The 26,154-nt window shown below is 65.8% G+C and carries 21 protein-coding genes; 7 read left to right on the top strand and 14 right to left on the bottom strand.

The features are described 5' to 3' along the window. Positions 1–24 precede the first annotated feature (24 nt). Together DOL89_RS19780 and DOL89_RS19775 are read left to right on the top strand one after the other, a co-directional pair. Positions 25–1,350 carry an NAD(P)H-dependent oxidoreductase gene (locus tag DOL89_RS19780; protein WP_119681072.1) on the top strand — a complete coding sequence of 442 codons (1,326 nt, stop codon included), beginning with the start codon at positions 25–27 and terminating at the stop codon, positions 1,348–1,350. Further along, complete coding sequence (locus tag DOL89_RS19775) at positions 1,347–2,228, top strand: NAD(P)-dependent oxidoreductase (RefSeq protein WP_318658542.1); 882 nt, start codon at positions 1,347–1,349, stop codon at positions 2,226–2,228. Before DOL89_RS19780 ends, DOL89_RS19775 begins: the two co-directional genes overlap by 4 nt. 26 nt (positions 2,229–2,254) lie before the next feature. Here DOL89_RS19775 and DOL89_RS19770 read toward each other — a convergent pair whose 3' ends face one another. The 6 genes from DOL89_RS19770 to DOL89_RS19745 form a co-directional block, all read right to left on the bottom strand. Continuing rightward, entirely contained in the window at positions 2,255–4,543 is a 2,289-nt protein-coding gene (locus DOL89_RS19770; protein WP_119681070.1) for a xanthine dehydrogenase family protein molybdopterin-binding subunit, read from the bottom strand. Next, a complete protein-coding gene (locus DOL89_RS19765; protein WP_119681069.1) occupies positions 4,540–5,553 on the bottom strand; it encodes an FAD binding domain-containing protein in 1,014 nt (337 codons plus the stop codon). The genes DOL89_RS19770 and DOL89_RS19765 overlap by 4 nt, the downstream gene beginning before the upstream one ends. Then, a complete protein-coding gene (locus tag DOL89_RS19760) occupies positions 5,550–6,032 on the bottom strand; it encodes a (2Fe-2S)-binding protein (protein WP_119681068.1) in 483 nt (160 codons plus the stop codon). Before DOL89_RS19760 ends, DOL89_RS19765 begins: the two co-directional genes overlap by 4 nt. A gap of 88 nt (positions 6,033–6,120) precedes the next feature. Then, a complete protein-coding gene (locus DOL89_RS19755) occupies positions 6,121–7,011 on the bottom strand; it encodes an efflux RND transporter periplasmic adaptor subunit (protein WP_119681067.1) in 891 nt (296 codons plus the stop codon). A 15-nt stretch (positions 7,012–7,026) separates the two neighbouring features. After that, on the bottom strand, positions 7,027–7,224 hold the full coding sequence (locus tag DOL89_RS19750; protein ID WP_119681066.1) for a DUF1656 domain-containing protein: 198 nt from the start codon (positions 7,222–7,224) through the stop codon (positions 7,027–7,029). Further along, positions 7,221–9,251 carry an FUSC family protein gene (locus DOL89_RS19745; RefSeq protein WP_119681065.1) on the bottom strand — a complete coding sequence of 677 codons (2,031 nt, stop codon included), beginning with the start codon at positions 9,249–9,251 and terminating at the stop codon, positions 7,221–7,223. Before DOL89_RS19745 ends, DOL89_RS19750 begins: the two co-directional genes overlap by 4 nt. A 173-nt stretch (positions 9,252–9,424) precedes the next feature. Here DOL89_RS19745 and DOL89_RS19740 point away from each other — a divergent pair, with 173 nt between their 5' ends. Continuing rightward, positions 9,425–10,411, top strand: a complete 987-nt coding sequence (locus tag DOL89_RS19740) for an aldo/keto reductase (protein ID WP_119681064.1) — start codon at positions 9,425–9,427, stop codon at positions 10,409–10,411. Positions 10,412–10,446: 35 nt separating this feature from the next. Here the strand turns inward: DOL89_RS19740 and maiA are convergent, their stop codons facing one another. The 5 genes from maiA to dctP all read right to left on the bottom strand — a co-directional run bounded on the left by maiA (position 10,447) and on the right by dctP (position 15,713). Further along, positions 10,447–11,106: a maleylacetoacetate isomerase gene (maiA, locus tag DOL89_RS19735; RefSeq protein ID WP_119681063.1), complete on the bottom strand. Its 660-nt coding sequence runs from the start codon at positions 11,104–11,106 to the stop codon at positions 10,447–10,449. Positions 11,107–11,114: 8 nt separating this feature from the next. Continuing rightward, on the bottom strand, positions 11,115–12,701 hold the full coding sequence (locus tag DOL89_RS19730) for a malonyl-CoA decarboxylase (RefSeq protein ID WP_225889994.1): 1,587 nt from the start codon (positions 12,699–12,701) through the stop codon (positions 11,115–11,117). 24 nt (positions 12,702–12,725) lie between these two features. Then, entirely contained in the window at positions 12,726–14,042 is a 1,317-nt protein-coding gene (locus DOL89_RS19725) for a TRAP transporter large permease (RefSeq protein WP_119681062.1), read from the bottom strand. Then, on the bottom strand, positions 14,039–14,680 hold the full coding sequence (locus DOL89_RS19720; RefSeq protein WP_119681061.1) for a TRAP transporter small permease subunit: 642 nt from the start codon (positions 14,678–14,680) through the stop codon (positions 14,039–14,041). Before DOL89_RS19720 ends, DOL89_RS19725 begins: the two co-directional genes overlap by 4 nt. 94 nt (positions 14,681–14,774) lie before the next feature. After that, on the bottom strand, positions 14,775–15,713 hold the full coding sequence (gene dctP / locus DOL89_RS19715) for a TRAP transporter substrate-binding protein DctP (RefSeq protein WP_404813514.1): 939 nt from the start codon (positions 15,711–15,713) through the stop codon (positions 14,775–14,777). Positions 15,714–15,956: 243 nt separating this feature from the next. On the opposite strand from dctP, the gene DOL89_RS19710 reads away from it, so the two are divergent. Both DOL89_RS19710 and DOL89_RS19705 read left to right on the top strand, forming a co-directional pair. Beyond that, complete coding sequence (locus tag DOL89_RS19710) at positions 15,957–16,667, top strand: GntR family transcriptional regulator (RefSeq protein ID WP_119681059.1); 711 nt, start codon at positions 15,957–15,959, stop codon at positions 16,665–16,667. A 212-nt stretch (positions 16,668–16,879) separates the two neighbouring features. After that, positions 16,880–18,898: a methyl-accepting chemotaxis protein gene (locus DOL89_RS19705; protein ID WP_162937703.1), complete on the top strand. Its 2,019-nt coding sequence runs from the start codon at positions 16,880–16,882 to the stop codon at positions 18,896–18,898. Between the two features lie 64 nt (positions 18,899–18,962). Here DOL89_RS19705 and pcaF read toward each other — a convergent pair whose 3' ends face one another. The 3 genes from pcaF to DOL89_RS25065 all read right to left on the bottom strand — a co-directional run bounded on the left by pcaF (position 18,963) and on the right by DOL89_RS25065 (position 21,647). After that, a complete protein-coding gene (gene pcaF, locus DOL89_RS19700) occupies positions 18,963–20,168 on the bottom strand; it encodes a 3-oxoadipyl-CoA thiolase (RefSeq protein ID WP_119681057.1) in 1,206 nt (401 codons plus the stop codon). A 15-nt stretch (positions 20,169–20,183) separates the two neighbouring features. Next, complete coding sequence (locus DOL89_RS19695) at positions 20,184–21,335, bottom strand: acyl-CoA dehydrogenase family protein (RefSeq protein WP_119681056.1); 1,152 nt, start codon at positions 21,333–21,335, stop codon at positions 20,184–20,186. Positions 21,336–21,473: 138 nt separating this feature from the next. Further along, positions 21,474–21,647: a hypothetical protein gene (locus DOL89_RS25065; protein ID WP_162937702.1), complete on the bottom strand. Its 174-nt coding sequence runs from the start codon at positions 21,645–21,647 to the stop codon at positions 21,474–21,476. 540 nt (positions 21,648–22,187) lie between these two features. On the opposite strand from DOL89_RS25065, the gene DOL89_RS19690 reads away from it, so the two are divergent. Then, the gene (locus tag DOL89_RS19690) at positions 22,188–23,762 is read left to right on the top strand and encodes an alpha-amylase family glycosyl hydrolase (protein ID WP_119681055.1); all 1,575 of its coding nucleotides are present in this window, start codon (positions 22,188–22,190) and stop codon (positions 23,760–23,762) included. A 587-nt stretch (positions 23,763–24,349) separates the two neighbouring features. Next, the gene (locus DOL89_RS19685) at positions 24,350–26,005 is read left to right on the top strand and encodes a sialate O-acetylesterase (protein WP_119681054.1); all 1,656 of its coding nucleotides are present in this window, start codon (positions 24,350–24,352) and stop codon (positions 26,003–26,005) included. Positions 26,006–26,154 lie beyond the last annotated feature (149 nt).

Below are 26,154 nucleotides of genomic sequence, written 5' to 3'. Positions count from 1 at the left end.
TAAGAAAACAGGGAGAGACAGCGCATGAACCTATACCGCCTCTTGCAAGAGCGCGCCGCCAAGGGAAGGCCGGTCCGTGTCGGGTTGATCGGGGCCGGCAAGTTCGGCTCCATGTTCCTGTCCCAGGTGCCGACCACGCCGGGGCTGGAGGTCGCCGCCATCGCCGACCTCGACCCCGACCGGGCCCGCTCCGCCTGCGCCACCGTGGGGTGGGACGCCGCCCGCATAGAGCGGACGGAGTTCCTGCAGGATGGCAAGGCCCTCTGCCAACACCCTGATGTGGAAGTGGTGGTGGAGGCGACCGGCCACCCCGCCGCCGGCATCGCCCATGCCCAGGCCTGCATCCAGGCCGGCAAGCATGTGGTGATGGTGAATGTGGAGGCGGATGTCCTGGCTGGCCCGCTTCTGGCGGAAGAGGCGCGGGCGAAGGGCGTTGTCTACTCCATGGCCTATGGCGACCAGCCGGCCCTCACCTCGGAACTGGTGGACTGGGCGCGCGCCACCGGGTTCGAGGTGGCGGCGGCCGGCAAGGGCACCAAGTACCTGCCGATTTACCATGCCGTCACCCCCGACGATGTCTGGTCCCATTACGGCCTGACGCCGGAGGAGGCCAGGCGCGGTGGCATGAATGCCCAGATGTTCAACAGCTTCCTGGATGGAACGAAGTCGGCGATTGAAATGGCCGCCATCGCCAATGCCTGCGAGTTGGCGGTGCCGGACGACGGTCTCAGCTTTCCGCCCTGCGGTGTCGACGACCTGCCCCATGTGCTGCGCGCGCGTGAGGCTGGGGGCATTCTGCCGCGTGACGGCATGGTCGAGGTGGTCAGCAGCCTGGAGCGGGACGGCCGGCCGGTCTTCCGCGATCTGCGCTGGGGCGTCTATGTGGTGCTGAAGGCGCCCAACGATTACGCAACGGCCTGCTTCCGGCAATATGGGCTGAAGACGGACAGCACCGGCCGCTACGCCGCTATGTACAAGCCTTATCATCTGATCGGGCTGGAGCTTGGCATCAGCGTCCTGTCCGCCGCCCTGCGCGGGGAACCGACGGGCCAGACCCGCGCCTGGGTGGGCGATGTCGCCTCGGTCGCCAAGCGGCCGCTGAAGGCTGGCGAGATGCTGGATGGGGAGGGCGGCTACACCGTCTGGGGCAAAGTGATCCCGGCCCAGCGCAGCGCCGAGGAAGGCGCGCTCCCCATCGGGCTTGCCCACAAGGTCAAGCTGCTGCGCGACGTGCCCGCCGGCCAGATCGTCCGGTGGAGCGATGTGGAGGTGCTGGACAGCGAGGCCGTGCGGGTGAGGCGGGAGATGGAAAGCCGCTTCGCTCCGCAATTGGCGAGGGCGGCCCAGTGACGCGGCCCCGGATCGCCTTCCTGGGCACGGGTATCATGGGCGCCCCCATGGCGGGGCGCCTTCTCGATGCCGGGTTCCCGCTTACCGTCTGGAACCGAACGGCGGACAAGGCCCAGCCCCTGGTGGAGCGCGGCGCCAGTCTTGCCGCCGACCCGGCCATGGCGGCGCAGGACGCCGACGTGCTGATCACCATGCTGGCCGACGGGCCTACAGTGGATGCAGTGCTGCTGGAAAGCGGGGTCATCGGGGCCCTGATGCCCGGCTGCTTGGTCATCGACATGTCCAGCATCCCGCCGGCTCTGGCCAAGGCGCATGCCGAACGGCTGGCCGGCCAACACGCGGGGTATCTGGACGCGCCGGTCAGTGGCGGGGAGGTCGGCGCCAAGGCCGGCACCCTGGCCATCATGGCCGGTGGCAAGGCGGAGGATTTCGCCAGGGCGGAGGGCGTCTTCGCAGCTTTGGGCAAGGCCGTGCATGTCGGCCCCGCTGGGTCCGGCCAGATCGCCAAGCTTTGCAACCAGGCCATCGTCGGCATCACCATCGGTGCGGTGGCGGAAGCCGTGCTGCTTGCGGAGGCTGCGGGGGCGGATGCCGCGGCGGTGCGTCAGGCCCTGATGGGTGGCTTCGCGGACAGTCGCATCCTCCAGGTCCACGGGCAGCGGATGCTGGATCGTACTTTCGTCCCCGGCGGCAAAGTATCTACGCAGCTCAAGGACATGGCGACCATTGTTCAAGTGGCGGAGGAATTCGGCCTGCGATTGCCCTTCTCCGCCCTCGGGCGCGACCTGTTCCGCGATCTCGACAGCCGTGGCGAGGGCGGCCGGGACCACAGCGCGCTGTATCTGGAGATCGCCCACCGGAACGGCCGGGGCACTTAGGCCTCGGCCCATCGGCCCGCCTGTGCCTACATCAGGTGCAGGCGCATGCCGGCCCGGATCTTGTCCACCGTGATGGGGAAGTCGCGGACACGTACCCCGGTGGCATGGAAGATGGCGTTGGAGATGGCGGCCGGCACGCCGACGATGCCGATCTCACCCACGCCCTTGGCCCCCAGCGGGTTCACGACTTCATCATGCTCCTCCACGAAGATCACGTCGATGTCGTGGATGTCCGCATTCACCGGCACATGGTACTCGGCCAGATCGTGGTTCATGTAGCGGCCCAGTACATGGTCGGTCAGCCCCTCCTCCTCCAGCGCCATGCCCAGCCCCCAGACGACGGCGCCGGAGATCTGGCTGCCCGCGGTCTTCGGGTTGATGATCCGCCCCGCGGCGACGGCGCTGACGACACGGGTGACCCGCACCGTGCCCAGCTCCTCATCCACCCGCACCTCCGCGAAGATTGCGGAGTGGGTGCCCAGCGTGTGTTTCATACGGGCAAGGGCATAGGGAACGGATAGCGCCTTCTCCTCGATCACTGTCAGCTCTGCGGCGCGCATCACATCCTTGATGGCGACGCGCCGGCCTGGATCGTCCTTCACGATGATGTGGCCCTCGGCGAACATCACCTCATCCTCCGACGCCCCGCCGAGGGATGAGCCGTTCATCTTGCCGGCCAGAGCGATGAGCCGGCTGCGGATGATGTCGCACACTGCCTTCACCGCAGACCCGACCGTGGACACGGTCCAGGACCCGCCCTCGATGGGGGATTGCGGCAGGGAGGAATCGCCAAGCTCGAAGGTCACATCCTCGATGGGGAGGCCCATCAGGTCGGCGGCGATCTGGGTCATCACCGTATAGGTGCCGGTGCCGATGTCGGCCGTGGCGCTGGACACCACCAGCTTGCCGTCCACGCCCAGCACCGCCTTGGCGGAGGCTTGCCCCTGCATGGCATCCCATACCCCGGCCGCCATACCCCAGCCGATCAGCTCCCGCCCTTCGCGCATGGAGCGTGGTTCCAGTTGCCGCCTGTACCAGCCGAACCGTTCAGCGCCTTTTTCAAAGCAGGCGCGCAACTCCTTGCTTGAGAATGGTTTTCCGGTGTTCGGATCGATCTCGGCATAGTTCTTCAGCCTGAGGTCGACCGGGTCCATCCGCAACTGGTAGGCCAGCTCGTCCATCGCGATTTCCAGCGCTGGAACGCCGGTGGCAGCTCCGGGGGCGCGCTGGTCGAGTGGCGTATGGACGTCCAGCCGGGACAGCTTGTAGTCCAGCCGGACATTGTCGCATTTGTACTGCTGGCCGGACCAGTTGACGACGATCTCCACATAGTTCTCGAACTGGGAGCATTCCTGCACGGCCTCATGGATCATGGCCGTCAGGATGCCGTCCCGCTTCGCCCCCAGCGCCACCCGCTGCCAGGTTTCCGGCCGGTGGCCGAAGCTGAACATCTGCGGGCGCGACATCTCCACCCGCACCGACCGCTTCAGCACGGTGGACGCCATGACGGCCATGAAGAGCTGGTGCTGCGGCCGCAGGCCGGACCCGAACGCCCCGCCGACGAAGGGCGAGAGGACGCGCACGCCGGAACTCGGCAGGTTGAACACTTTGGTGATATAGCTCTGGGTGTTCAGGACGCCCTGGGTCTTGTCATAGACCGTCAGCGTGCCGTCATCGTGGTAGACCACGGTGCTGGCGAACAGCTCCATGGGATTATGGAATTCCGGGGCCTGTGTGAATTCCACGTCCACCTTCACCTCCGCCCCGGCCAGCGCCCCGTCGGGATCGCCGCGTGGTGGCGGTGGCGGCTCGAAGCCGCCCTTTTCCTTGCCGGGCGCGAAGGTGATGTCCCGGTTCATGACCAAGCTGGTCTGGTGTGGCTCCGCCTCATACTCGACCTCCACCAGCCGGGCGCCATAGCGGGCGAGCTCAAGGCTTTCCGCCACCACCAGCGCCACGGGCTGAAGCGAATGCAGGATGCGGTCGTCATAGAGCGGCCGGAAGGGGGAACCCCTGGGCGAGTCCTGGTCCTTCCATTTCCGGTCCAGCCAAGCCAGATCCGGCCGGTTCTCATGGGTGAAGACATGGATTACGCCCGGCAGCTTCATCGCCTCCGATGTGTCGAGCCGGGCGATGCGGCCCTTCGCGATGGTGCTGGAGACGATATAGCCGTACAAGAGGCCGGGCACATTGAACTCGCCGGCATATTTGGCGGCACCGGTCACCTTCAGGCGGCCATCCACCCGGCGGACGGGTTTGCCGATCTGCGTGGAGGGGCCATGCAGAAGGTCGGGCATGCGTGGCTTCGGGATCATGACGGCTCCAGTCCGGCGGCTTCTTCCATGGCGCGTACGATCACGCTGCGCGCAAGGTCGATCTTGAATCGGTTGTGCTCGTAGCCCTTGGCATCCTGCAGCACTGCATCAGCCAAGGCGCGGAAGCTGTTCTTATCAGCGGGCTTTCCGGCAAGCGCGGCCTCCGCCCCCTTGTCGCGCCATGGCTTGTGGGCCACCCCGCCCAGCGCCAGCCGCGCCTCCCGGATCTGCCCGTCCTCAATGTCCAGCGCGACCGCGGCGGAGACCAGGGCGAAGGCGTAGGAAGCGCGATCCCGCGCCTTCAGATAGGTGGAATGGGCGGCAAATCGGTTCGGGGGCAGGTCGATGGCCGTGATGATCTCATCGGCCACGAGATTGGACTCGATATGCGGCGTATCGCCGGGCAGCCGGTGGAAGTCGACAAAGGGAATGGACCGTTCCCCCTTCGGCCCCGTGACCTGCACCGTTGCGTCCAGGGCGGCCAGCGCCACCGCCATGTCGGACGGGTGCGTGGCGATGCAATGCTCACTGGCGCCCAGGATGGCATGGATGCGGTTCACCCCGATCAAGGCGCCGCAGCCCGCCCCCGGCTCCCGCTTGTTGCAGGGCGTTCCGGTATCGTAGAAATAGTAGCAGCGGGTCCGCTGCAACATGTTCCCGCCATTGGTGGCCATGTTGCGGAGCTGGGCGGAGGCACCGGCCAGGATGGCCTTGTGCAGCGCCGGATAACGGCTCACCACCCGCTCATCCCAGGCCGTGTCGGCGTTGGTCGCCAGGGAGCCCAGGCGCAGGCCGCCGTCCGGCAAATCCTCGATGGTGCGCAGGGCCAGATGCGTGATGTCCACCAGCCGGGTGGGCCGCATCACGTCGGCCTTCATCAAATCCAGCAGGTTGGTGCCGCCGGCGATCACCTTCACGGTGGCGGTCGCCGGATCGGCGGCGCGGTTCGCCGCGATCTCGCCGACGGCTTTGTCCAGGCTCTCGGCACGGGCGTAGCTGAAGCTTCTCATCGCCCGCCCTCCATGACCTGCTCGATGGCGGCCACGATGTTGGGATAGGCGCCGCAACGGCAGATATTCCCGCTCATCTGCTCACGGATATCGTCGGCGGTGCGGGCCGTGCCTTCGTTTAGCATGCCGACGGCCGAGCAGATCTGGCCCGGCGTACAGTAGCCGCACTGGAAGGCGTCATGTTCGATGAAGGCCTCCTGCATGGGATGCAACTCATCCCCGGCAGCCAGCCCCTCGATGGTGGTGATTTCCTTCCCTTCCTGCATCACCGCGAGCGTCAGGCAGGAATTGATCCGCTTGCCATCCGCCAGCACGGTGCAGGCCCCGCACTGGCCGTGGTCGCAGCCCTTCTTGGTGCCGGTGAGGTCGAGATGGAGCCGCAGGGCATCCAGAAGGCTGGTCCAGGGGGCCAGGTTCAGGACCCTGGGCTGACCGTTGATGGTCAGCCTGACGGCCAAGGTGTCGGGTGCGTCTGGCATGGGAACTCCGCCGCTAGGAACGGAGGTCCAACAGGGATGCGCCCGCGATGTCCCTGCTAATATAAGCTGGTAACGACTGGGACCCGGTCTATTCGGCACGCTCTTGCGCGGGCTCCGCCGGTTCGATCCGCACCGTGGCGGTCAGGCCATTGACCAGACGAACACCTTCCGGAATCTGGTCCAGAGTGACACGGACAGGGATGCGTTGCGCCAGCCGCACCCAGTTGAAGGTCGGATTGACGTTCGCCAGCAGGCCGGTGGTGGATGTCTGTTCCCGGTCCAAGATGCCGCTGGCAATGCTGTCGACACGGCCGGCCAGCGCCGGACCGCCGCTCATGAGTTGCACCTGCACCGGATCGCCGACCTGGATGCGGGGGAGCCGCGTCTCCTCGAAATAGCCGATGACATGGAAGGAGTTCCGGTCCACCAGCGCGACAACGGGCTGTCCGGCGGCCGCATAGTCGCCGGCGTCGAGCTGCAGGTTGGTGACGAATCCGTCCACCGGTGCGCGCACCGTGGTGCGCTCCAGGTTCAGCCGTGCCACCTCCAGATCGGCCATGGCCTGCTGGTGGCTGGCGGCCGCGATCCGGAGTTCGGACTCCGTGCGTTCCTGCTGGGCCACGCTCACGGCACTGCTGCTCAGGGAGTGCGACCGCTCCGACTCCCGCCGGGCGAGTTGGAGGGCGGCGAGCCGGCTCTGCACCAGCGCCTCCGCCTGATCGACAGCCAGGCGGAACCGGCTGGCGTCGATGGTGAACAGCGGCTCGCCGGCACGGACCGCCTGATTGTCGGCGACATGCACTCCAGTTACCGTGCCCGACACGTCCGGCGCGATCTCGACGACTTCCGCCCGCACCCGCCCGTCACGGGTCCAGGGCTCATTCATGTAATAGTCCCAGAGGTACCAGCCGACCACCAGGGCCAGGGCGACGATTGCGGCCGTGATCAGGACACGGACGATCAACTGGATAGCTTTCATGCTTCAGCCTTGGGATCAGGAGACGGCGGCGGCGATGGTCCCGAGGACAAGGACATAGAGGGCGGTGTTGAACAGGCTGCGGTGCCAGACGAACCGGTAGGCGCCGACCGCACCCAGCACCCGGTAGATGCCGAGACAGATCACGAATGCCAGAAGCGCCCAGACCAGCATCGGGGCGACCAATACGCCGGCGAGATCATATTCACCCGTCATCCGCCTGCTCCCGCCAATGCGATGGCATTTGGTTCAGCTGCTTGGCCGCCGATCCTGCCATGAAGCGACAGCGCATGGCGGATACCGGCGAGGGAGAGCAGCGCCTGGTCGGTATCGGGCGAGGGTGGAAGGGCCGATACCTCCGCCAGGGCGCGATCCAGCACAGGCAGCGGGTTTTCAGTGACCCTATCGTCCGCCTGGGCACGGAAGCTCCGCTCCAGCGCCTCCAGCGCTGTTGTGAGCGCCTGCACCGCCTGCTCCGGCATGTGGCGGAGCACCTGTCGAAGTGCAATCAGGTTCAGCCCGATGCGCAGGGTCATCAGCGCATCGTTCAGGATCGCGCCGCGGTCGGGCCTGTCGCCGGCGAGCCGCAGGGCCAGCCCGTGCAGGCGGTCGAACATGCGGTTCTCGAACCGGATGCGGTCCATGCCGCTGTTGCCGGCCGCGAGCCGGGCAAGATCACGGTTCACCGCGACCTTCAGCCGGCGGATCGCCCAGGGCGGTCCCATCGGCCGCGAAAGCGACTGGACCGCGACGCCAAGGCCGATGCCCACGAGCTGCGCGATGCCGGCATTCGTGAAGGCCGCGAAGTCGATCACCCGTTCATTCTGCAATTCCATCACCGCGACCGTCGTGACCAGCAGCGGCAGGGCGGTGCCGATCAGCGGCGGAATGGCCAGGGCCGCCCCTGCCGCCATAAAAAATGGTGCGAGAACAATGGCTAGCAGCACGAAGCTGTCAATCCGCGGGAAGATGCCGAACACATAGACCGCCCCGACGAGGATCGCGACGGCCGACATCCGCATGAAGCCGCGGGCGACCGCGGCTGGATTGTCGAGTGCGGCGAACAGGCTGCACGCCACCGCCACCATCATGGTGGCGATCCCGCCATAGGGCCAGTCGGACGCGATCCAGAAGCTGGTGCATGTCAGGATGCCGGCCGCCGCCGACAGGCCGGCCAGGGCCGCCGTCAGATGGTCTTTGTGCAACTCCACCGCCGGTGCCCGACCGCTGGCCGGTCGGCCCTCCGCGATGGCGGCCCGCAGTTCCCGGCATTCCGCCCACAGGCTCAAAAGATCGCGCAGCCGCGCCAGGAGCGTGGCCAGCAGCAGCGCGTTCCTGTCCGCGCGGATCGCTGTCGCGGTTGGCTGGAGGCGATCAATCTCGGCCAGCAGGGCACGATCATCCGTCCCAGCTCCCGCCTCCTCGAAACGCCGGGCCAGCATCAGCAGCAGCGGCTCCAAGCCATCGGCGACGCCCGGCAGCCGCCTGAGGGTTGTGATCCGGTCCTCGATGGCGACCAGGACGGAGAACAGGGCCTGCAAGCGCTGCTGCAACCGCCGCACATGCCCCTCCGCCGCGCGCAGTTCCGGCGTGTCGTAGGCGGCGTGGACGCGAAGCGCGTCCAGCGATGCCGCATCGAGCACGAAGCGATGCCGGTCCACCTTGCCGGTCGCATCCTCGCCATGGCCGGTCAGCACGTCGCGGGTCCAGAGCCGGGCCGCCTCCAGATAATCGTCGATCCGCCGCCGCAGCACGGGCCCCACCCGCTGCGGGAAAACCAGCCGGTTCACCAAGCTCAGGCAGATCAGGCCCAGCACGATTTCCTCGACCCGCGTCACCGCCGTGTCGAATATCGCCTGCGGCTGGTCCACGCTGGGAAACCCCACCAGGGCCGCGGTGTAGCCGGCCAGCAGATAGGCATAGTTGCGCGGCGGCCGCACCAGCAGCGCCATGTAGATGCACAAACCCACCCAGCAGGCCAGGAACAGGCAGAGCAGCTCCTGCATGTCGATGAAGAGCGTCACGCCGACCACGGCCGCGCTCGCCCCAATGATGGAGCCGGCAGTGCGGTACAGGGCCTTGGACTGCACCATGCCGGCGAAGGGGCTGGCCACGATATAGACCGTCAGCATCGCCCAGGCAGGATGCGGCAGCCCGATGGCGAAGGCGATGAACACCGCCAGCATCGCGGCCGCGAAGGTCTTGGCGGAAAAGACGAAATCCCGTGGACCGGGCAGGATCATCGGGCGCTGTTCTCCAGGGCGGGCGGTCGGAACGAACCGGAGTGCGCCAGTTCGCCGCCCGGATCAACAGTGGGAACGGGCCGGTTGCTGCCACCCTCCCATGCATGCGACGGCGGAACAGCCCGCCAAGCGCCCGGTTGATGGCGGAACCGCCCGGAACAGGACATTCAGCGATGAAGATGCGCAGGCTCGGAAAGAACGGCCCCGAGGTCGGGGCGCTCGGCCTCGGCTGCATGGGCATGTCGGAATTCTACGGCCAGGGGGATGAGGCGGAATCCATCGCCACCATCCACCGTGCCCTGGACCTCGGCGTCACCCTGATCGACACCGCCGACATGTACGGCGTCGGTCGGAATGAGGAGCTGGTGGGCCGCGCCATCCGCGACCGCCGCGACCGGGTATTCCTGGCCACGAAGTTCGGGAATGTCCGCGGGGCCGATGGAAGCTTCCACGGCGTCAGTGGCCGGCCCGACTATGTCCGCTCCGCCTGCGAGGCCAGCCTGAAGCGGCTCGGTCTGGAGGTGATCGACCTGTACTACCAGCACCGTGTGGACCCGACCGTGCCCATCGAGGAAACGGTGGGTGCCATGGCCGAGCTGGTTCGGCAGGGAAAGGTACGCTACCTCGGTCTCAGCGAGGCGGCGGCCCAGACCATACGCCGCGCCCACGCCACCCATCCGATCACCGCCCTGCAATCCGAATATTCGCTGTGGAGCCGTGATCCCGAGGCGGAAATCCTGCCGACCGTGCGGGAACTCGGCATCGGCTTCGTGCCCTACAGCCCGCTCGGCCGCGGCTTCCTCACCGGCCAGTTCAAGCGGGAGGAGGATATCCCGGAAGGCGACTACCGCCGCAACAATCCGCGCTTCCAGGGGGAAAACTTCCAGCGCAACCTCGATCTGGTCGGCCAGATCGAGGCGATGGCGGAAGAGAAGGGCTGTACCGCGGCGCAACTGGCGCTGGCCTGGGTTCTGGCGCAGGGCGAGGACATCGTGCCCATCCCGGGCACCAAGCGGCGCAAGTACCTGGAGCAGAATCTGGCGGCGCTGAACGTCACCCTGGCGCCGGACGACTTGGCAAGGATCGACCGGGTGCTGCCGCCGGGCGCCGCCGCCGGCACCCGCTACGCGGCCCCGCAGATGCAGGCCCTGAACCGCTGATCCCGAACCGCCGCGCCGGGTTCAGGGCCTGCCGCTCAGCGGCAGGAGATGTCCTCGGGATCGGCATCCGGCTGCGCCGCCGGATGGGCGGCGGCGACACGGTCCAGCCGGGCGAGTTCGTCCGCGATGCGCACCGCAGTCGGGTAGGGGGAAACGTCCAGCCCGGCCCATTGGGCGTGGCGGACCTGCGGCAGCAGGCAGACATCCGCCAGGGTCGGCGTGTCGCCGTGGCAGAAGCGGCCCGTCCGGGAATCCTCCGTCAGCATCCGCTCCACCGTGGCGAGCCCGGCAGCCGACCAGTGCGCCACCCAGGCGTCCTTCGCGGCATCCTCGAGCTTCAGCACCCGCAGCAGATAGCGCATGACCCGCAGATTGTTCAGCGGATGGATGTCCACCGCCATGGCCTGGGCCAGGGAGCGGACCCACGCCCGATCCATCAGATCGGCGGGGAGGAGCGGGGTCCCGGGGAACCGCTCCTCCAGATATTCCAGGATCGCCAGCGACTGGCCGATCACCCGTCCATCCACCTCCAGCGCCGGCACCAACCCTTGCGGGTTCAGGGCGCGGTAGGCCGGCTGCTCCTGGTCGCGGCGGCGCAGATGGATGGGCACGATCTCATGCTCGATCCCCTTCAGGGCGAGGGCCAGCCGCACCCGGTAGGCGGCGGAGGAACGATAGAAGCTGTACAGCCGCATGGCGGTCCTTATTCAGCATCGGCCGGTGCGGCCGAGTTCCTGGCGGGGGTGGAGGGAGCATCACTCTCCGGCTCCGCCGCTTCGGCCTGGTCCTTGGCCGGGGCGGGTAGGGCCGGACGGACGGGCTCCGCCGCTTCCGGCTGGGATTTCCGGCCCTGGCGAAGGCCCAGCCGCCGGCGCAGTCGCCCGCTGGACCTCCGGTCGAGCAGGGAGGTGACGCCGCTGGCGGCCACGACGGTGCCCTCTGCAAAGCGCTCGTGGTTGTCCTCGATCTCCCGCAGGTCGTAGAGATAGTTGACCATCAGCCCGGCGGACTGGGTCAATCCCTTGGGCGAGGTGTCGCCCAGCCAGTTCAGCCGCTCCACCCGGGCGCCGTTGCCGAGATGGAAGCGGGCCACCGGGTCCGGCTGGCGCTTGTCATCCCCAGCCTTCAGCAGGTAGTGGGCGCAGAGCTGGAGCAAGGGGCGGCGCAGCCGTTCCGCCTGCTCCTCATCCAGGAACCAGTCCGGCCGGTCCAACGCTTCCAGGATGTCCGCCGCCGACACGGCATCCTCGTCCGCCTCGTTGCCCAGGACCCGATCCAGCGTCTTCGCGCCGGCCTGCCCCAGCCAGCGCCGGAAACCGGGAATGGGGGACAGGGTGGAGAAGGTGCGGATGTGCGGCACGGTGGACGTCAGATCCTCCACCACACGCTTGATCAGGAAATTGCCGAAGCTGATCCCGCGCAACCCGTCCTGGGTGTTGGAGATGGAATAGAAGATCGCCGTGTCCGCCTTGGCCGGATCCAGCACGGGCGCGGTCTCGTCCAGCAGGTTCTGCACATTGCCGGCCAGCCCCTGGGTGAAGGCGACCTGGACGAAGATCAACGGCTCCGTCGGCATGCGCGGATGGAAGAAGGCGTAGATGCGCCGGTCGCTGTCCAGCCGGTTCTTCAGGTCGGACCAGGACCGCACCGCATGCACCGCCTCATAGGCCACCAGCTTTTCCAGCAGGGAGGCCGGGCTGTCCCAGGTGATGGTGCGCATCTCCAGGAAGCCGACGTCGAACCAAGCGGTCAGAAGGTGGCGCAGATCGTCGTCCAGCGCCTTCAAGGCCGGGTCCTTGTCCATCACGCCCAGCAGGTCGCGCCGCAGATCGACCAGGAACTTCACCCCCTCCGGCAGGCTGTTGAGCTGGGTGAGCAGGCGCACACGGGGGGCGTTCAGCGCCTTGCGAAGACGGCGCTCCGCCGCATGGACGGCGCTCGCATCGGTGCCCGCGGCGGCCAGGGCGGCGGACGAGGCCAGCACCTCCTCATGGTTGGGACCGAACTCGCTGGCCAGCAGGCTCAGGAAGCGGGTGCGGCCCACGGGCGACAGGCGCAGGTAGGACTGGCCCAGCACAGCCGCGCGGGCGCGGGCGGACACCTCGCCGCCGCGCCCCTCCAGGCAGGTGTGCATGTGGCGGCGGACCACCTCCATGTCGCCGCCCTCCAGGTCGGGGCCGCGCAGCTTCAGCGACTGGCCTCCGCCTGACCGGTCAGATACGTCCCGCCACAGCGATGTCAGCCGCTGCAGCGACAGGTCGATGAGTCCGCTGGTCCAGAACTCGCTCATCGCGCCCTCCTTGATGCAAGGGTGTCAGATTGCCGGGCCCATCACCAGATCGGGAAGCCAGGTGACGAGGCCGGGGAATACCGACAGGATAAGGATCGCGACGACCATGCAAAGCACATAGGGCATCGCCCCCCAAAGAACACGCTTCAACGGCACCTCCGGCGCGATGCCGTTGATGACGTAGAGGTTCAGCCCCACCGGCGGCGTGATCAGCCCGATCTCCATATTGATGGTCAGGATCACGCCAAACCAGACGGGATCGAACCCGGCCGCGGTGATGATGGGCAGCAGGATCGGGGCGGTCATCAGAATGATGGCGGCCGGCGGCAGGAAACACCCGGCGACCAGCAGGAAAACGTTGATCATCCCCATCAGCACCCAGCGGTTCACGTCCAGCCCGGCGATCCAGTTCGCCAGGGACTGGGTGATGAACAGCGAGGTCAGCATGTAGCCGAACAGGACGGAGGCGCCGATGATCATCAGAATCATCACCGACTCCTTGGTCGTGTCGCCGAAGATCCGCCACAGATCCTCGGCCCGCCAGAGCCTGTAGAAGAGAACGGCCAGCACGACGCAGAAGAAGGCGCCGACTCCTGCCGCCTCCGACGGGGTGGCGATGCCGCCATAGAGCGCCACCATCACCGCGACGACGATGGCGAGGAAGGGCAGCACCTTGGGCAGAGCCCGGAACTTTTCCGCCATCGTATAGCGGAAGCCGGGCGCATGGCTCTGGAACCCGGACCGGCGCACAGCGAACCAAGTCCATGCCATGAAGATGGTGGTAAGCAGAATGCCCGGCACCACGCCGGCCAGGAACAGCCGCCCGATGGAGGTCTCGGTCGCGATGCCGTACAGGATGAAGGTCAGGCTGGGCGGGATCAGGATGCCGAGCGTGCCGCCGGCGGCAATGGAACCGCAGGCGATCTCATCCGGATATCCCCGGCGCCGCATCTCAGGGATGCCCATCTTGCCGATGGCGGCGCAGGTGGCCGGGCTCGACCCCGTGAGGGCTGCGAAGGTGGCGCAGGCGCCGAGGTTGGAGATCACCAGCCCGCCCGGCACCCGATAGAGCCAGCGGTCCAGCGCCTCGTACAGGTCCGAACCGGCGCGGGAGCAGGCGACCGCCGCGCCCATCAGCACGAACATGGGGATGGAGACCAGGGTGAAGTCTTCCAGCCCGGCGAAGAACACCTCGCCGATGCCGATCAGGCTGCCCGGCCCTTCGAACAGGATCAACGCCACGATGGCGGTGAGGCCGAGTGCGAAGGCCACAGGCGCCCCGCTGGCCAGCATCATCACGGTGAGGCCAAGGACTCCCAGGCCAATGGTCAGCGCACTCATCGTCCGGCCTCCCTGCGCGGGCCATGGTTGTCGGTATGGAGGGCGGCTGGCGATGCCGCCGCGGCGGTCAGCGGCACATCATGTGCGTGGTCCGCCACCACGCCGAGTTCGTTCGCAGCTTCGAAACCCACCGCGTCGGGCAGGCCGAACGGCTTTGTCCGGCCGGTCAGCATGGACAGCAGATCCGCTATGGCCTGTAGCGTGAGGATGGCCATGCCGATCGGCAGAGCGGCATAGGGAATCCACAGCGGGACGCGCCATACCGTGTCCGAATGCCAGTTCAGGTGCCACGACTCCCACCACAACTCCGCGCCCACGAAGGCGATGTAGCCCACGAAGACAATGGTGATGATGCTGGACAGCACGTGGAGCCACCAGCGCAGCTTCAGCGACGCCCACAGCGGAACCAGGTCCACATTCACATGGCCCCGTTTCAGCAGCACATAGGGGCTGCCTATGAGCGTGGCGGCGATGATGGCGTAGGTCACGAACTCGGTCTGCCAGATCGTCGTGTGCCCAAGCACGTAGCGCACGAAGACCATATGACAGACGACGAGCACCGAGACGGCGATCAGAAGGGCGGCAACCACTCCCAGCGCCCTGGAAACGGCGGCGACTCCCTTGATGAAACTGTCCATGCGGCACCCTTCTTTGACGATGCGGACGCGGCACCGCCGCGCCCGCACCACCCTGCCGATTCCGCAGCCGGCCTGTGCCGGCCGCACGCTGCGATTATTCGACGGCCAGCGCCGCGTCGATCAGCTCCTTGCCATTGGGCACGGAGGCTTCGAAGTCCTTATAGGAGGTCATGGTAGCGATTTCGCGCCAGGCCTTGGCCTGATCCGCGGTCATGTAGACGATCTTGACGCCCGCCTTCTGGAAGGTCTCGACCATCGCGGTGTCGGCCGCGGCAGCCCGCTCGAAGCCGAAATCCTCCGCCTTCTTGGCGGCATCCAGCACCGCCTTCTTCTGCTTGTCGTCCAGGCTGTCGAAGGCGCGCTTGTTGACGATGATCGGCTCGTACATGAACCACAGGGCATGCTCGCCCGGCGGGGTCATGCAGGTGACCTGCTCATACAGGCGGTAGGAGGTGAAGCTCTCCGAAGAGGTGTTGGCGGCGTCCAGAACGCCGGTCTGCATGCCGGTGTAGATTTCCGACGACGGCATGGAGGAGATCGAGGCGCCCGCCCCGACCAGCATCTTCTCGAACATCGGTCCGGCGGCGCGGGTCACCTGACCCTTGATGTCCTCGGGCGCTAGGATGCAGTTCTTCTTGGAGGCGAAGCCGCCGGCCAGCCAGCCATCGGCCAGCACCATGGCGCCGTTCTCTTCGATGATCGCCTTGATCTTGTCCATGAAGGGCGACTTGGACAGCCGCTTCGCATGCTCATGGTTCTTGACCAGGCCCGGCATCAGCGTGGCGCTGAATTGCGGGAACTTGCCGGAGGCGTAGTCCAGCGGGAACAGGGTCATCTCGATCTGGCCCCGCGTGACGGCGTTCCACTGTTCCCGAGGCTTCACCAGCGCGGCGCCGGGGAAGATCTTGATCTCCAGACCGACGTTGGCGGCATTCACCTCATTCGCGATCATTTCGACCATTTCAGCGCGGAAATCGCCGGTGCCCTGCGGCCACTGGTGCGAAGCCTTCCAGGTTTCCGCCTGGACCGGCATGGCAGCGCCGGCCAGCAGAAATCCAATCGTGCAGAGCCCTTTCAGCATCGTCTTCATGGGTGCCTCCCTGGCATTTTATCTTTTGTGGTGGAAACATTGCGGTCTCTTCAAGAGAGCTTATACGCGCTTGTCTGTATGTATGCAAGAATGTACATTGTGCATGCACATTCGGTCATTGTGCATGGCAGCATTTATTTGCGCATGCGCGAAGGCTCAACTTCCACGTATATTTCGTGGGCCCCCATGACTTATGACGGCAGCAAGGCCTCCCGGCAGGGAGAGGCGAGGGGGAACCGGACCGATCAGCTTCGGGACCGGATCGAGCAGGCCATCATCTCCGGCGAGTATCCCCCCGGTTTCCGGCTTGAGGAACCACTGCTGGCCCAGCGCTACAATGTCAGCCGGACACCGGTGCGGGAGGCCTTGATGCAGCTCGCTTCCGCCGGGCTGGTGGAAATCCGGCCGCGGCAAGGGGCCATTGTGGCGAGCCCGACGGTCCAGGATATACTGGAGATGTTTGAGGTGATGGCGTCCCTGGAAGGGCTGTGCGTCGAGTTGGCGGCCCGACGGATCACCGCGGAGGAGCTGGCCGAACTGGAACAGGTGCATGAGCGGTGCGGAGCCCTGGCGGCAGCCGGCGATCCCGATGGGTATTACGCCGAGAACCGGCGCTTCCACGAGGCGCTTTATGCCGCCAGCCGAAACCGGTTCCTTGAGGAGACAACCCGCAGTCTCCGCAACCGGGTGGCGCCGTACCGGCGTCTCCAACTCCGCCACCGCGGGCGGACGCAACGCTCCTGGGCTGAACATGGAGCCATTCTGGAAGCTATCCGGTCCGGCGACGGTCCGGGCGCACGGGCGGCGATGATGGCCCACATCGCGATCCAAGGCGATACCTTCATGGATTTCCTATCATCGCTGCCCCCGGCCTACATCCGGCTCGGCGCGGACTGATGAGGCCTGGACGGCAAGCCATTGACATATGAATTAAAGCTCAATGGGATCGGTCGGCAAACAAGTGCCGGATGAACGGTATCAACCCGCGATTAAGTAAAAATTGTAACCCTATTTTAACTGCGCATAAGGCGTAGTCGGATGAATCGTCGGCCGGATTAGCCAAAGGCGCGTCTGTTCCATGTCGGCGGATCACAAGAACGGGACGACTTATGCGACGTTTGCTCAACACTTCGATCACCGCTCGGCTTCTGGGAAGCTCCATCCTCACCGTCGTCATGATGGCGGGTCTGGGTGCGATTACGAACACGAACCTGGCTCACACCATCGAGAGTGCGGGCGAAGTGCAGGAAGCGACGCAGGCGGCGGACCTAGCGAACGAGGCCAAGGCGGCCGTCCGGCAGAGCGCCACGCTGTTGCGCGACATGTACATGACGGCGAATCCGGACGATGCCGCGAAGGCGGGCGAAGCCACGGCGGCCGAGGCGGCGCGGACGGCGCAGATCCTGAAGCAGATCATCGAGACCACCGATGCCGAACACCGGGATCGTCTGAAGCAGGTTGCGCAGGTCTGGGAGGAACACCGGAAGGCGCTGGCGGAGGTGACCAGCCTGACGGTGGAACGGCTCGACGTCAGGCAGAACCAGTTCTTCGGGATTGGCCCCAAGGTGGCCGAAAAGCTGCGGCACCTGTCGGAGGCGGCGTCCGAGCAGGCTGCGCCCGCCGGAGCCGGACCGAAGGCCGCCCGCGTAACCGAACTCTACAACGACGCCCGAGGCGCCATCCTGCGCTACCTGACCGAGGGAAATCCCAAGGTTCTGGAGCGGATTGCGAAATCCAGCGACGAAGCCTTCAGCATCCTCAACGAGCTGGCGCAGTCGCCGGTCATGGCGGATTCGGCTGCGGCGGCGACGGAGGCGCTGACGAACTATGTCGCCCTGTGCAGAACGCTGGGCGATTTCGGCGTCAAGATCTCTGAGGTGCGCACATCCAGCATTGATCCGACCCGGACCAAGGTGATCGAGGGGGTGGAGAGCTTCGTTCAGAATGCCTCCGCTGCCAAAACGGCGATGCTGGAAGATATTCTTTCCGAAAGCATTGAAGCCCGCCGCACGGTCCTGGGGGCGCTCGCCGCAATTGGCGTGGTCCTCTTTGTCGTGCTGCTGCTGGTTTCGCGCTCCGTGACCCGGCCGATCCAGGGTCTGACTGGGGCTATGCGCCAATTGGCTGACGGTGATCTCTCGACGAAAGTGCCGGCGACCGGCCGCGGCGACGAGGTCGGCGCGATGGCGCAGTCGGTGCTGGTCTTCAAGCAGAACATGATCAAGAACCGCGAGATGGAGGCCGCCGCCAAGGAGGCCGAGGAGCGGTCGCGGCGCGAACAGCGCGAGGCGCAGCTGCGCATGGCCAACGAGTTCGAAGCCTCGGTTAAGGGCGTTGTGGAGAGCGTTGCGTCTGCTGCCACGGAAATGCGTTCCGCCGCCTCCGCCATGTCGGCCACCGCGCAGCAGGCCAGCGCCCAGTCCACGGCCGTGGCCGCAGCGGCGGAACAGGCGAGCGCCAACGTCAACACCGTGGCCGGTGCGACGGAGGAGCTGTCCGCCTCCATCCAGGAGATCGCCCGACAGGTGGCGCAGTCCAGCAACATTGCCGGCGAAGCGGTCCTGGAGTCCGGCCGCACGGCAGAGACCATCGAAGGGCTGGTCCGGGCCGCAGCGGAGATCGGCAACGTGGTGGACCTGATCCAGAGCATCGCCGGCCAGACGAACCTGCTGGCGCTCAACGCCACCATCGAGGCGGCCCGTGCTGGCGAAGCCGGCAAGGGCTTCGCCGTCGTTGCCTCCGAGGTAAAGGCCCTGGCCAACCAGACCGCAAAGGCCACGGAGGAGATCCAGGCGAAGGTGGCGGAAATCCAGGCCGCTACCGGCGGTGCGCAGCGCGCGGTGGAGGGGATCGGCTCCACCGTAACCCGAATCAGCGAGATCGCGTCCGGCATTGCCGCCGCCGTGGAGGAGCAGGGGGCCGCTACCCAGGACATCGCCGCCAATGTCCAGCAGGCGGCGCGCGGTACGCACGACGTCTCCGGCAACATCGTGGGCGTGAACCAAGCCGCGGCCGAGACGGGCGCTGCGGCGGAGCAGGTGCTTGGTGCGTCGGACGAACTGGCCCGGAACGCGGAGGGGCTGCGAACCGAGGTGGCGAAGTTCCTGGCCAACGTCCGCGCCGCCTGACCGTTCACAATCCCGACTTCCGCCCGTCCGCCTTTGGCGTGACGGGCGGTTTCCGTTCAGCGGTTCACACCCGCTCGATCACCATGGCGATTCCCTGGCCGACGCCGATGCACATGGTGCACAAGGCGAAGCGCGCATCCCGGCGTTGCAGCTCATAAACCGCCGTAGTTACCAGCCGCGCCCCGCTCATCCCCAGCGGATGGCCCAGCGCGATAGCGCCGCCATTGGGGTTCACTTGCGGGGCGTCGTCCGGCAGTCCCAGTTCACGCAGGCAGGCGAGTGCCTGGGCCGCGAAAGCCTCATTCAGTTCGATCACGTCCATATCGCGGATGGAGAGACCGGTTCTGGTCAGCAGCTTGCGGGTTGCCGGCACCGGGCCGATGCCCATGATGCGGGGAGGTACGCCTGCGGTGGCCGCACCCACGACGCGGGCCCGCGGGACCAGCCGATGGCGCTCCACCGCCGCTGCGCTGGCGACGATCAGGGCGCAGGCGCCGTCATTCACACCCGACGCATTGCCCGCCGTGACCGTTCCACCGGCGCGGAAGGGCGTCGGCAGCCTTGCAAGGCTGTCTGGCGAGGTGTCCGGGCGAGGATGTTCATCGGCCGCTACCTCCGTCACGGCTCCTTTCCGTCCGGGAACCGGCACCGGTACGATCTCCTCTACAAACCGCCCGGCCTTGGTCGCCGCGGCGGCCCGCATCTGGGAGCGGTAGGCGAACGCATCCTGATCAGCGCGGGAGACGCCGAACTCGGCGGCCACGTTCTCCGCTGTCTCCGGCATGCTGTCGATGCCGTAGGTTCTCTCCATCAGCGGATTGACGAACCGCCAGCCGATGGTCGTATCCTCCATGGTCACAGAGCGGGAGAAGGCGCTGTCCGCCTTGGCGACCACATAAGGCGCCCGGCTCATGCTCTCTACGCCGCCGGCGATGACCAGATCCGCCTCGCCGGCCCGGATGGAACGGGCGGCAATGGCGATTGCGTCCATGCCCGAGCCGCAGAGCCGGTTGATGGTGCTGCCCGGCACCGCCTGGGGCAGTCCCGCCAGCAACAGGGCCATGCGGGCGACATTCCGATTGTCCTCGCCGGACTGATTGGCGCAGCCGAACACCACCTCGTCCACAGCCTCCCAGTCCAGCCCCGGGTGGCGGGCCATCAGCGCCCTCAGTGGCACCGCGCCGAGGTCGTCCGCCCGGATGGAGGAGAGGGCGCCGCCGTACCGGCCGATGGGCGTGCGGACGGCGTCGCAGATGAAAACCTCGGTCACATTCGGATCTCCTGGTTAGACAGCGTCGCGCAGCATGTTGCGGGCGATGACGATCTGCTGGATCTGGCTGGTGCCTTCGTAGAGCCGGAACAGACGCACATCGCGGTAGAAGCGTTCGATGCCGTAATCGGCGATGTAGCCGGCTCCTCCATGGACCTGCACGGCCCGGTCCGCCACGCGTCCCACCATTTCGCTGGCGAACAGCTTGCAGCAGGCCGCTTCCGTGGAAATCGGCTGGCCGGCATCCAGCTTGCCCGCAGCATCCATGACCATGCAGCGTGCGGCATAGGCCTCCATCCGGCTGTCGGCCAGCATGGCCTGGACAAGCTGGAATTCCGCGATGGGCTTGCCGAACTGCCGCCGTTCCAGGGCATAACAGACACTGTCCCGGATCAGGCGCTCCGCGATCCCGACGCAGACGGCGGCAATATGTAAACGGCCACGGTCCAGCACCTTCATCGCGGTCCGGAACCCCTGGCCTTCCACCCCGCCCAGCAGGGCATCGGCCGGCACGCGGCAGTCCTCGAATATGATGTCGGCGGTCAGGGCGCCCTTCTGGCCCATCTTGCGGTCGGGCAATCCCATATGAAGTCCGGGCGTGCCCGCCTCCACCAGGAAGGCGGAGATGCCGCCGGCGCCAGCCACCGACGGGTCGGTACGGGCCATCACAGTGAACAGGCCAGCGCGCGGGGCGTTGGTGATGAAGCGCTTCGTACCATTTAAGACATAGCAATTGCCGTCCCGGCGGGCGCTGGCGCGCAGGCTGGCGGCATCCGACCCGGCTTCCGGCTCCGTCAGTGCGAACGAGGCGATGATCTCGCCAGCCGCCAGCCGAGGCAGCCAACGCCTCTTCTGCTCCTCCGTCCCGTCCATGACGATGCCTTGGGAGCCGATGCCGTTATTGGTCCCGATGAGGGAACGGAAGGCCGGCGATGCTTGGCAAAGGGCGAAAACGACCTGCACCTCCTCCGACATGCGGAGCCCAAGGCCCCCATAGGCCTCCGGCACCGACATGCCGAACAGGCCCATCTCGCGCATCTCGGCCACAATGTCGTCGGGGATTGCGTCGGTTTCGGCGACCTGATGTTCCGCCGGAATCAGCCGTTCGCGGGCGAACCGGTCTACAGTCTCCACCAGTTGGCGCAACGTTTCGGCATCCAGGGCCATGCACTTCCTCCCTGCCGGTGCAGCTCTCTCGATGGTGCTGCTTCAAGGCAAGGCCGACCCTACCGCGCCCGTTGGTATGCGTCAACGGGCGCGGAACGATGTTTCGCTGTGCGAAAATAGCTGCGTGTGTCGCTGGTGTCAGGTTGCCGTCGTATTCGGATTGCTCTCGGAACCGAGCGGGCCGACAGGACGGTCGGCGCCGACATGGCCGACCTGATCCTTGTCCTTCTGCGGGTCGGCCTTACGGTTGGGGTCCTGGTTCTTGCTGTTCACATTCTGGTGGATCTGGTCCGGGTCACGGCGGTCCGTCATCTCATCTCTCCGGCTGGTAAAGAGGCGTCCACCCGTCAACAGAGATCGGGGGGCAGCGTGACGGACGCGAATGTCGATTACCTGCTGCCGCGGAAATGGGCAGAGCCATGGCCTGTCTGGGAACCCCATATGCAGATGCCTCATGAGCAGGCACATTTCTGTCCGTGGCGGCGCGTGGATGCGGTATTTGTTTCGCGTCCACATCGTTTCGGCTGATGAATACGCTTCTGCGGGCTTGGCGCTGCACAATATGGACGCGAGCTGCACAATTTCTGCTCTCCTATCGAGGCGATATGACGGGCGGGCGCATTGCCCGGACTGAGGCACGGGATTACCTTTGTTCGTGCAGCGCCCCTTGCGGGGCGATCCTCCCTAAACTCAGGGCCGCCGGTTGGCGGTCCTTTTCTTTTTGGGCCTCCCCGTGTGGGCAGAGCCATCCAGCCTGCCGCTCCCTTTCCGGCCGCCGTACGACATCAGGAACCGCTTCGCGTTCCCGCAGTTGGGGAGGTGTCCCGCGGAGAATGATGGAGAGACTAGGTCATGGGTGATCTCTGGTGGCAGCACGGCATCGTCTACCAGATTTATCCCCGGTCCTTTCAGGATACGAACGGGGACGGGGTAGGGGACCTGAACGGCATCACCCGGCGTCTGGATTATCTGCAGAATCTAGGCGTGGACGCGATCTGGGTTTCCCCGATCTATCCCTCTCCCATGGCCGATTTCGGCTATGACGTGGCCGATTACTGCGGCATCCACCCGATGTTCGGAACCCTGTCGGATTTCGACCGGCTGCTTGAAGCGGCGCATGGGCGGAACCTCCGGGTCATCCTCGACTTCGTTCCCAATCACACGTCCGACCAGCATCCATGGTTCCTGGAAAGCCGGTCATCCCGGACTAATCCCAAGCGCGACTGGTATATCTGGCGCGACGCCAAGCCGGATGGCGGCCCACCGAACAACTGGATAAGCAACTTCGGCGGCAGCGCCTGGCAATGGGACGAGGCGACCGGTCAGTACTACTATCACGCCTTCTTGAAGGAACAGCCGGACCTGAACTGGCGGAACCTGGAGGTCCGGGCCGCCATGTACGACACCCTGCGCTTCTGGTTGGAGCGCGGCGTGGACGGGTTCCGAGTGGATGTGATCTGGCATCTGATCAAGGACGCGCAGTTCCGCGACAACCCGCCCAACCCCGGCTATCAACCCGGCCAGCCGGAGATCGACCGCCTTCTGCAGGTCTATTCGGCAGACCAGCCGGAAGTGCAGGAAGTGGTCAGGGAGATGCGGTCTGTTCTGGACGAGTACCCGGAGCGGGTGCTGATCGGCGAGCTTTATCTGCCGCTGGAGCGGCTGATGGCCTACTACGGGGAAAATCTCGAGGGCGCGCATCTGCCCTTCAATTTCCAGCTTCTTCAGGCCCCCTGGCGTGCCGACGCGCTGACGACCCTGATAGAGGAATATGAACAGGCTCTGCCGCAGGGCGGCTGGCCCAACTGGGTGCTGGGAAATCACGATCGGCCCCGCATCGCGGCGCGTGTCGGGGAGCCGCAGGCGCGGGTTGCCGCCATGCTGTTGCTGACGTTACGCGGCACGCCCACGCTTTACTATGGCGATGAGCTTGGCATGCCCGCTGTCCCCATCCCGCCGGAACGCGTGCAGGACCCGTGGGAGAAGAACGAGCCCGGACTGGGCTTCAACCGCGATCCGGAGCGCACGCCCATGCAATGGGACGGCGGCCCTGGCGCCGGCTTCACCGCCGGCGAACCCTGGTTGCCGCTGAGCGCCGACTTCAAAGCGCGCAATGTCGCGACCATGTCGGAGGAGCCGACATCCATCCTCAATCTCTACCGCCGCCTGATCGCGACCCGCCGCGCGGAGCCGGCGCTGTCGGTCGGGAGCTATCATCAGGTGGCGGCCGGGCCGGATGTTCTGGCCTATGAGCGCAGACACGGTGACCGCCGCCTGCTGATAGCTCTCAATCTCTGCATGCAGGGGAGGCCGATGCCGCCGACGGCATCCGCTGGGCGAATACTGCTTTCGACCCATCTGGACCATGCCGACCAGGTACCCAGCGATACACTTCGCCCGGGCGAGGGAGTGTTGGTCGCCTTTTGAGAGGAGCCGGCTCGATTCAGTTGGAGCCGGTCGGGAGAAGGTTCCTAACCCGCGGCGTAAAGCATGCCCACCGGTGAAGCAGCGTGACCGACGAGTGCCTGGGACTCTTCCCCCTGGCCGGCCTTCCGCTGCATCATATCGCCAGAGCGAAGGGATCAGAACGATCCGTGATGCGGATGGGCTTTCATCAGACCCTCAGAAAAATCAGACGATTCTTATAAGAGGCGCAAGACCAGCCTTCGATCTGCACCGGCTTGGTCGGGAAATCCGCTGCGGCGCACATTTCGATTCATTGCCGCCGAGGCATAAAGGAATTATTTTGTCACACGATGAAAGCTTTGCTATGTCAGGAGAATAATCACCTACAGCCAGTTGAAGTATTTACGACTTTAGATGATGCAATATGGTGTTCGCAAGTCTGATTTTCTAATGACGATGAGCCAACCCATCAAACTTATTTGCGATTTCTATGCAGTCCAGCAGAGGTTATCCCTTGCCGCCATAGACGTCTGCCGCCGGATGGCTTGGCCCCGGTGCAGGCGAGTTCTTCCGCGAGGAGACAATCGCAAGCAGCGAGGGGGTAGCGCGTGAGCAATTCGACGGTGGGGATCGGCCCTGGCAGAACCGAAGTTGAAGCACTCGATCTGAAGAATTACAGGCTGGAAAGCCATCGGGATGCATCGGGCGGCAAGGACGTCCTTACCTATGGCGCGGGCACTGCCAGCGGGACTTTCACCGGTGCGGCCGGCACCTATGAGATGACGGTGGGTTACGCCAACGAGAATGATGGCGTTGCGGGATGGAAGGTCCTGGTCAACGGCACGGTGGTCGAGAGCTGGAGCGGCACCGGCGGCAGCAACAGCTTCGTCGGGCGTACCTTCTCCTTGAAGCTCGATGCTGGCGACGTCATCGCGGTCCAGGGCGTACGCAGTGGTGGGGAATATGCGCGCCTGGACTACGTCGATCTGACCGCGGTCTCGCCGACCCAGGAGCCGACTTCCCCGGCGCCGACGCCTCGTCCCGAACCGGAGGCGCCGCAACCGCAACCGCAAGCGGGCCAGCGGGGCGACATCGGCCTAGGGCGGACCGAGGCGGAAGAGATGCGCCTGTCAAACTACAGGCTGGAGCAGAACCGCGACGTATCCGGCGACCAAAATGTGGTGACCTATGGCACCGGAACCGCCAGCGGCACATTCACCGGCGATGCCGGCAGCTATAGCCTGACGGTGGGCTATGCTAATGAGAATGACGGGGCCGCGGGATGGAAGATCCTGGTCAATGGCAAGGTGGTGGAGAGCTGGAGCGGCACCGGCGGCAGCAACAGCTTCGTGACGCGGAGCGTGGAACTGGACCTCGATCCGGGTGACGTCATCAGCGTCCAGGGTACGCGGGATGGCGGGGAATATGCCCGGCTAGACTATCTGGATGTCAGTGCCGCGAAGCCGGGCTCCGGCGGTAGTGTGCCGAACCCCCCGCAGGCGGATACACCAACTCCGCCTCCCTCTCCGCCGCCTGCACCGGCTCCGTCCGGGTCCGACATCGACATGTTCGCCTTTGTCGGTCAATCAAATGCGGCCGGCCACTTTTTCAAGCGCGGCGGCGACTCCAGCGGCGGACGCCTGGGCAACGATGTCTTCGAGGCGGAACTGGCGAAGTTGCTCGACGTCGGCAAGATCACCGCGATCAACGGGGCCAGCAGCGGCAGCGGCTCCAACCAGTTTGCCGACGGCAGCAATTACTGGTGGGACGTGGTGAGGGACAAGCCAGGACCTGCGCTCCTGAACGCCGTGTCGCAGATCAAGTCCGCCTTGGGGGCCGGGCGTGACCTCGACGGCTTCATCTGGGCACAGGGTGAAGACGATGCGCGGCTGCTCAACGGCAACCGCAGCAACGACGCGGAAGTCGTGTCCAACTTCAAGGAGGCGACCCGTTCCGTCTTCGAATATCTCCGTAAGGAGTTCGGCGACGTTCCGGTCTTCATCCAGGAACTGGGCGTATTTCCGGAGACCAATGCCTGGCTGAACGGCCCGACCGGCGCGCTCTCCACGATGCGCAATGCCCAGAAGAGCCTGATCGACCAGTTGGACTATGTCTATCACGGGGCCCGCACCCACGACGCCCCGGCGCATGACAACATCCACTTCAACAACAAGGGCTATGGAATGGTGGCCGACCGGCTGGCCGACTCCGTGGCCGAGGTGATCGGGCAGTCGTCCGGCACCTCATCGGACTGGCTGTTCTGATCCTGGACAGGGCAGCAGGGAAAGGGCTCCGCCATCACTTGGCGGAGCCCTTTTTCATTACGGATTATCATGGTGCGGACAGCAAACGGCCGGGCGTGCCCATCCATGTTCCGGCCCTTTCCGCCATTCTGGCGCGGACGGGGTAGACC

The organism is Indioceanicola profundi (assembly GCF_003568845.1).
GTDB classification, from domain to species: domain Bacteria; phylum Pseudomonadota; class Alphaproteobacteria; order Azospirillales; family Azospirillaceae; genus Indioceanicola; species Indioceanicola profundi.
The sequence above is the reverse complement of the archived record's forward strand: the minus strand, read 5'-3'. Positions and strand labels throughout refer to the sequence as shown.

Bases quoted from the DNA above. Each gene is read 5' to 3' on its own strand.
- DOL89_RS19750 (WP_119681066.1), bottom strand. From the start codon at position 7,224: ATGACGGGTGAATATGATCTCGCCGGCGTATTGGTCGCCCCGATGCTG.
- maiA (WP_119681063.1), bottom strand. From the start codon at position 11,106: ATGCGGCTGTACAGCTTCTATCGTTCCTCCGCCGCCTACCGGGTGCGG.
- DOL89_RS19745 (WP_119681065.1), bottom strand. From the start codon at position 9,251: ATGATCCTGCCCGGTCCACGGGATTTCGTCTTTTCCGCCAAGACCTTC.
- DOL89_RS19760 (WP_119681068.1), bottom strand. From the start codon at position 6,032: ATGCCAGACGCACCCGACACCTTGGCCGTCAGGCTGACCATCAACGGT.
- DOL89_RS19695 (WP_119681056.1), bottom strand. From the start codon at position 21,335: ATGGCCCTGGATGCCGAAACGTTGCGCCAACTGGTGGAGACTGTAGAC.
- DOL89_RS19770 (WP_119681070.1), bottom strand. From the start codon at position 4,543: ATGATCCCGAAGCCACGCATGCCCGACCTTCTGCATGGCCCCTCCACG.
- DOL89_RS19690 (WP_119681055.1), top strand. From the start codon at position 22,188: ATGGGTGATCTCTGGTGGCAGCACGGCATCGTCTACCAGATTTATCCC.
- DOL89_RS19725 (WP_119681062.1), bottom strand. From the start codon at position 14,042: ATGAGTGCGCTGACCATTGGCCTGGGAGTCCTTGGCCTCACCGTGATG.
- DOL89_RS19705 (WP_162937703.1), top strand. From the start codon at position 16,880: ATGCGACGTTTGCTCAACACTTCGATCACCGCTCGGCTTCTGGGAAGC.
- DOL89_RS19765 (WP_119681069.1), bottom strand. From the start codon at position 5,553: ATGAGAAGCTTCAGCTACGCCCGTGCCGAGAGCCTGGACAAAGCCGTC.
- dctP (WP_404813514.1), bottom strand. From the start codon at position 15,713: ATGCCGGTCCAGGCGGAAACCTGGAAGGCTTCGCACCAGTGGCCGCAG.
- DOL89_RS19720 (WP_119681061.1), bottom strand. From the start codon at position 14,680: ATGGACAGTTTCATCAAGGGAGTCGCCGCCGTTTCCAGGGCGCTGGGA.
- DOL89_RS19780 (WP_119681072.1), top strand. From the start codon at position 25: ATGAACCTATACCGCCTCTTGCAAGAGCGCGCCGCCAAGGGAAGGCCG.
- DOL89_RS19710 (WP_119681059.1), top strand. From the start codon at position 15,957: ATGACTTATGACGGCAGCAAGGCCTCCCGGCAGGGAGAGGCGAGGGGG.
- DOL89_RS19740 (WP_119681064.1), top strand. From the start codon at position 9,425: ATGAAGATGCGCAGGCTCGGAAAGAACGGCCCCGAGGTCGGGGCGCTC.
- DOL89_RS19730 (WP_225889994.1), bottom strand. From the start codon at position 12,701: ATGAGCGAGTTCTGGACCAGCGGACTCATCGACCTGTCGCTGCAGCGG.
- DOL89_RS19755 (WP_119681067.1), bottom strand. From the start codon at position 7,011: ATGAAAGCTATCCAGTTGATCGTCCGTGTCCTGATCACGGCCGCAATC.
- DOL89_RS25065 (WP_162937702.1), bottom strand. From the start codon at position 21,647: ATGACGGACCGCCGTGACCCGGACCAGATCCACCAGAATGTGAACAGC.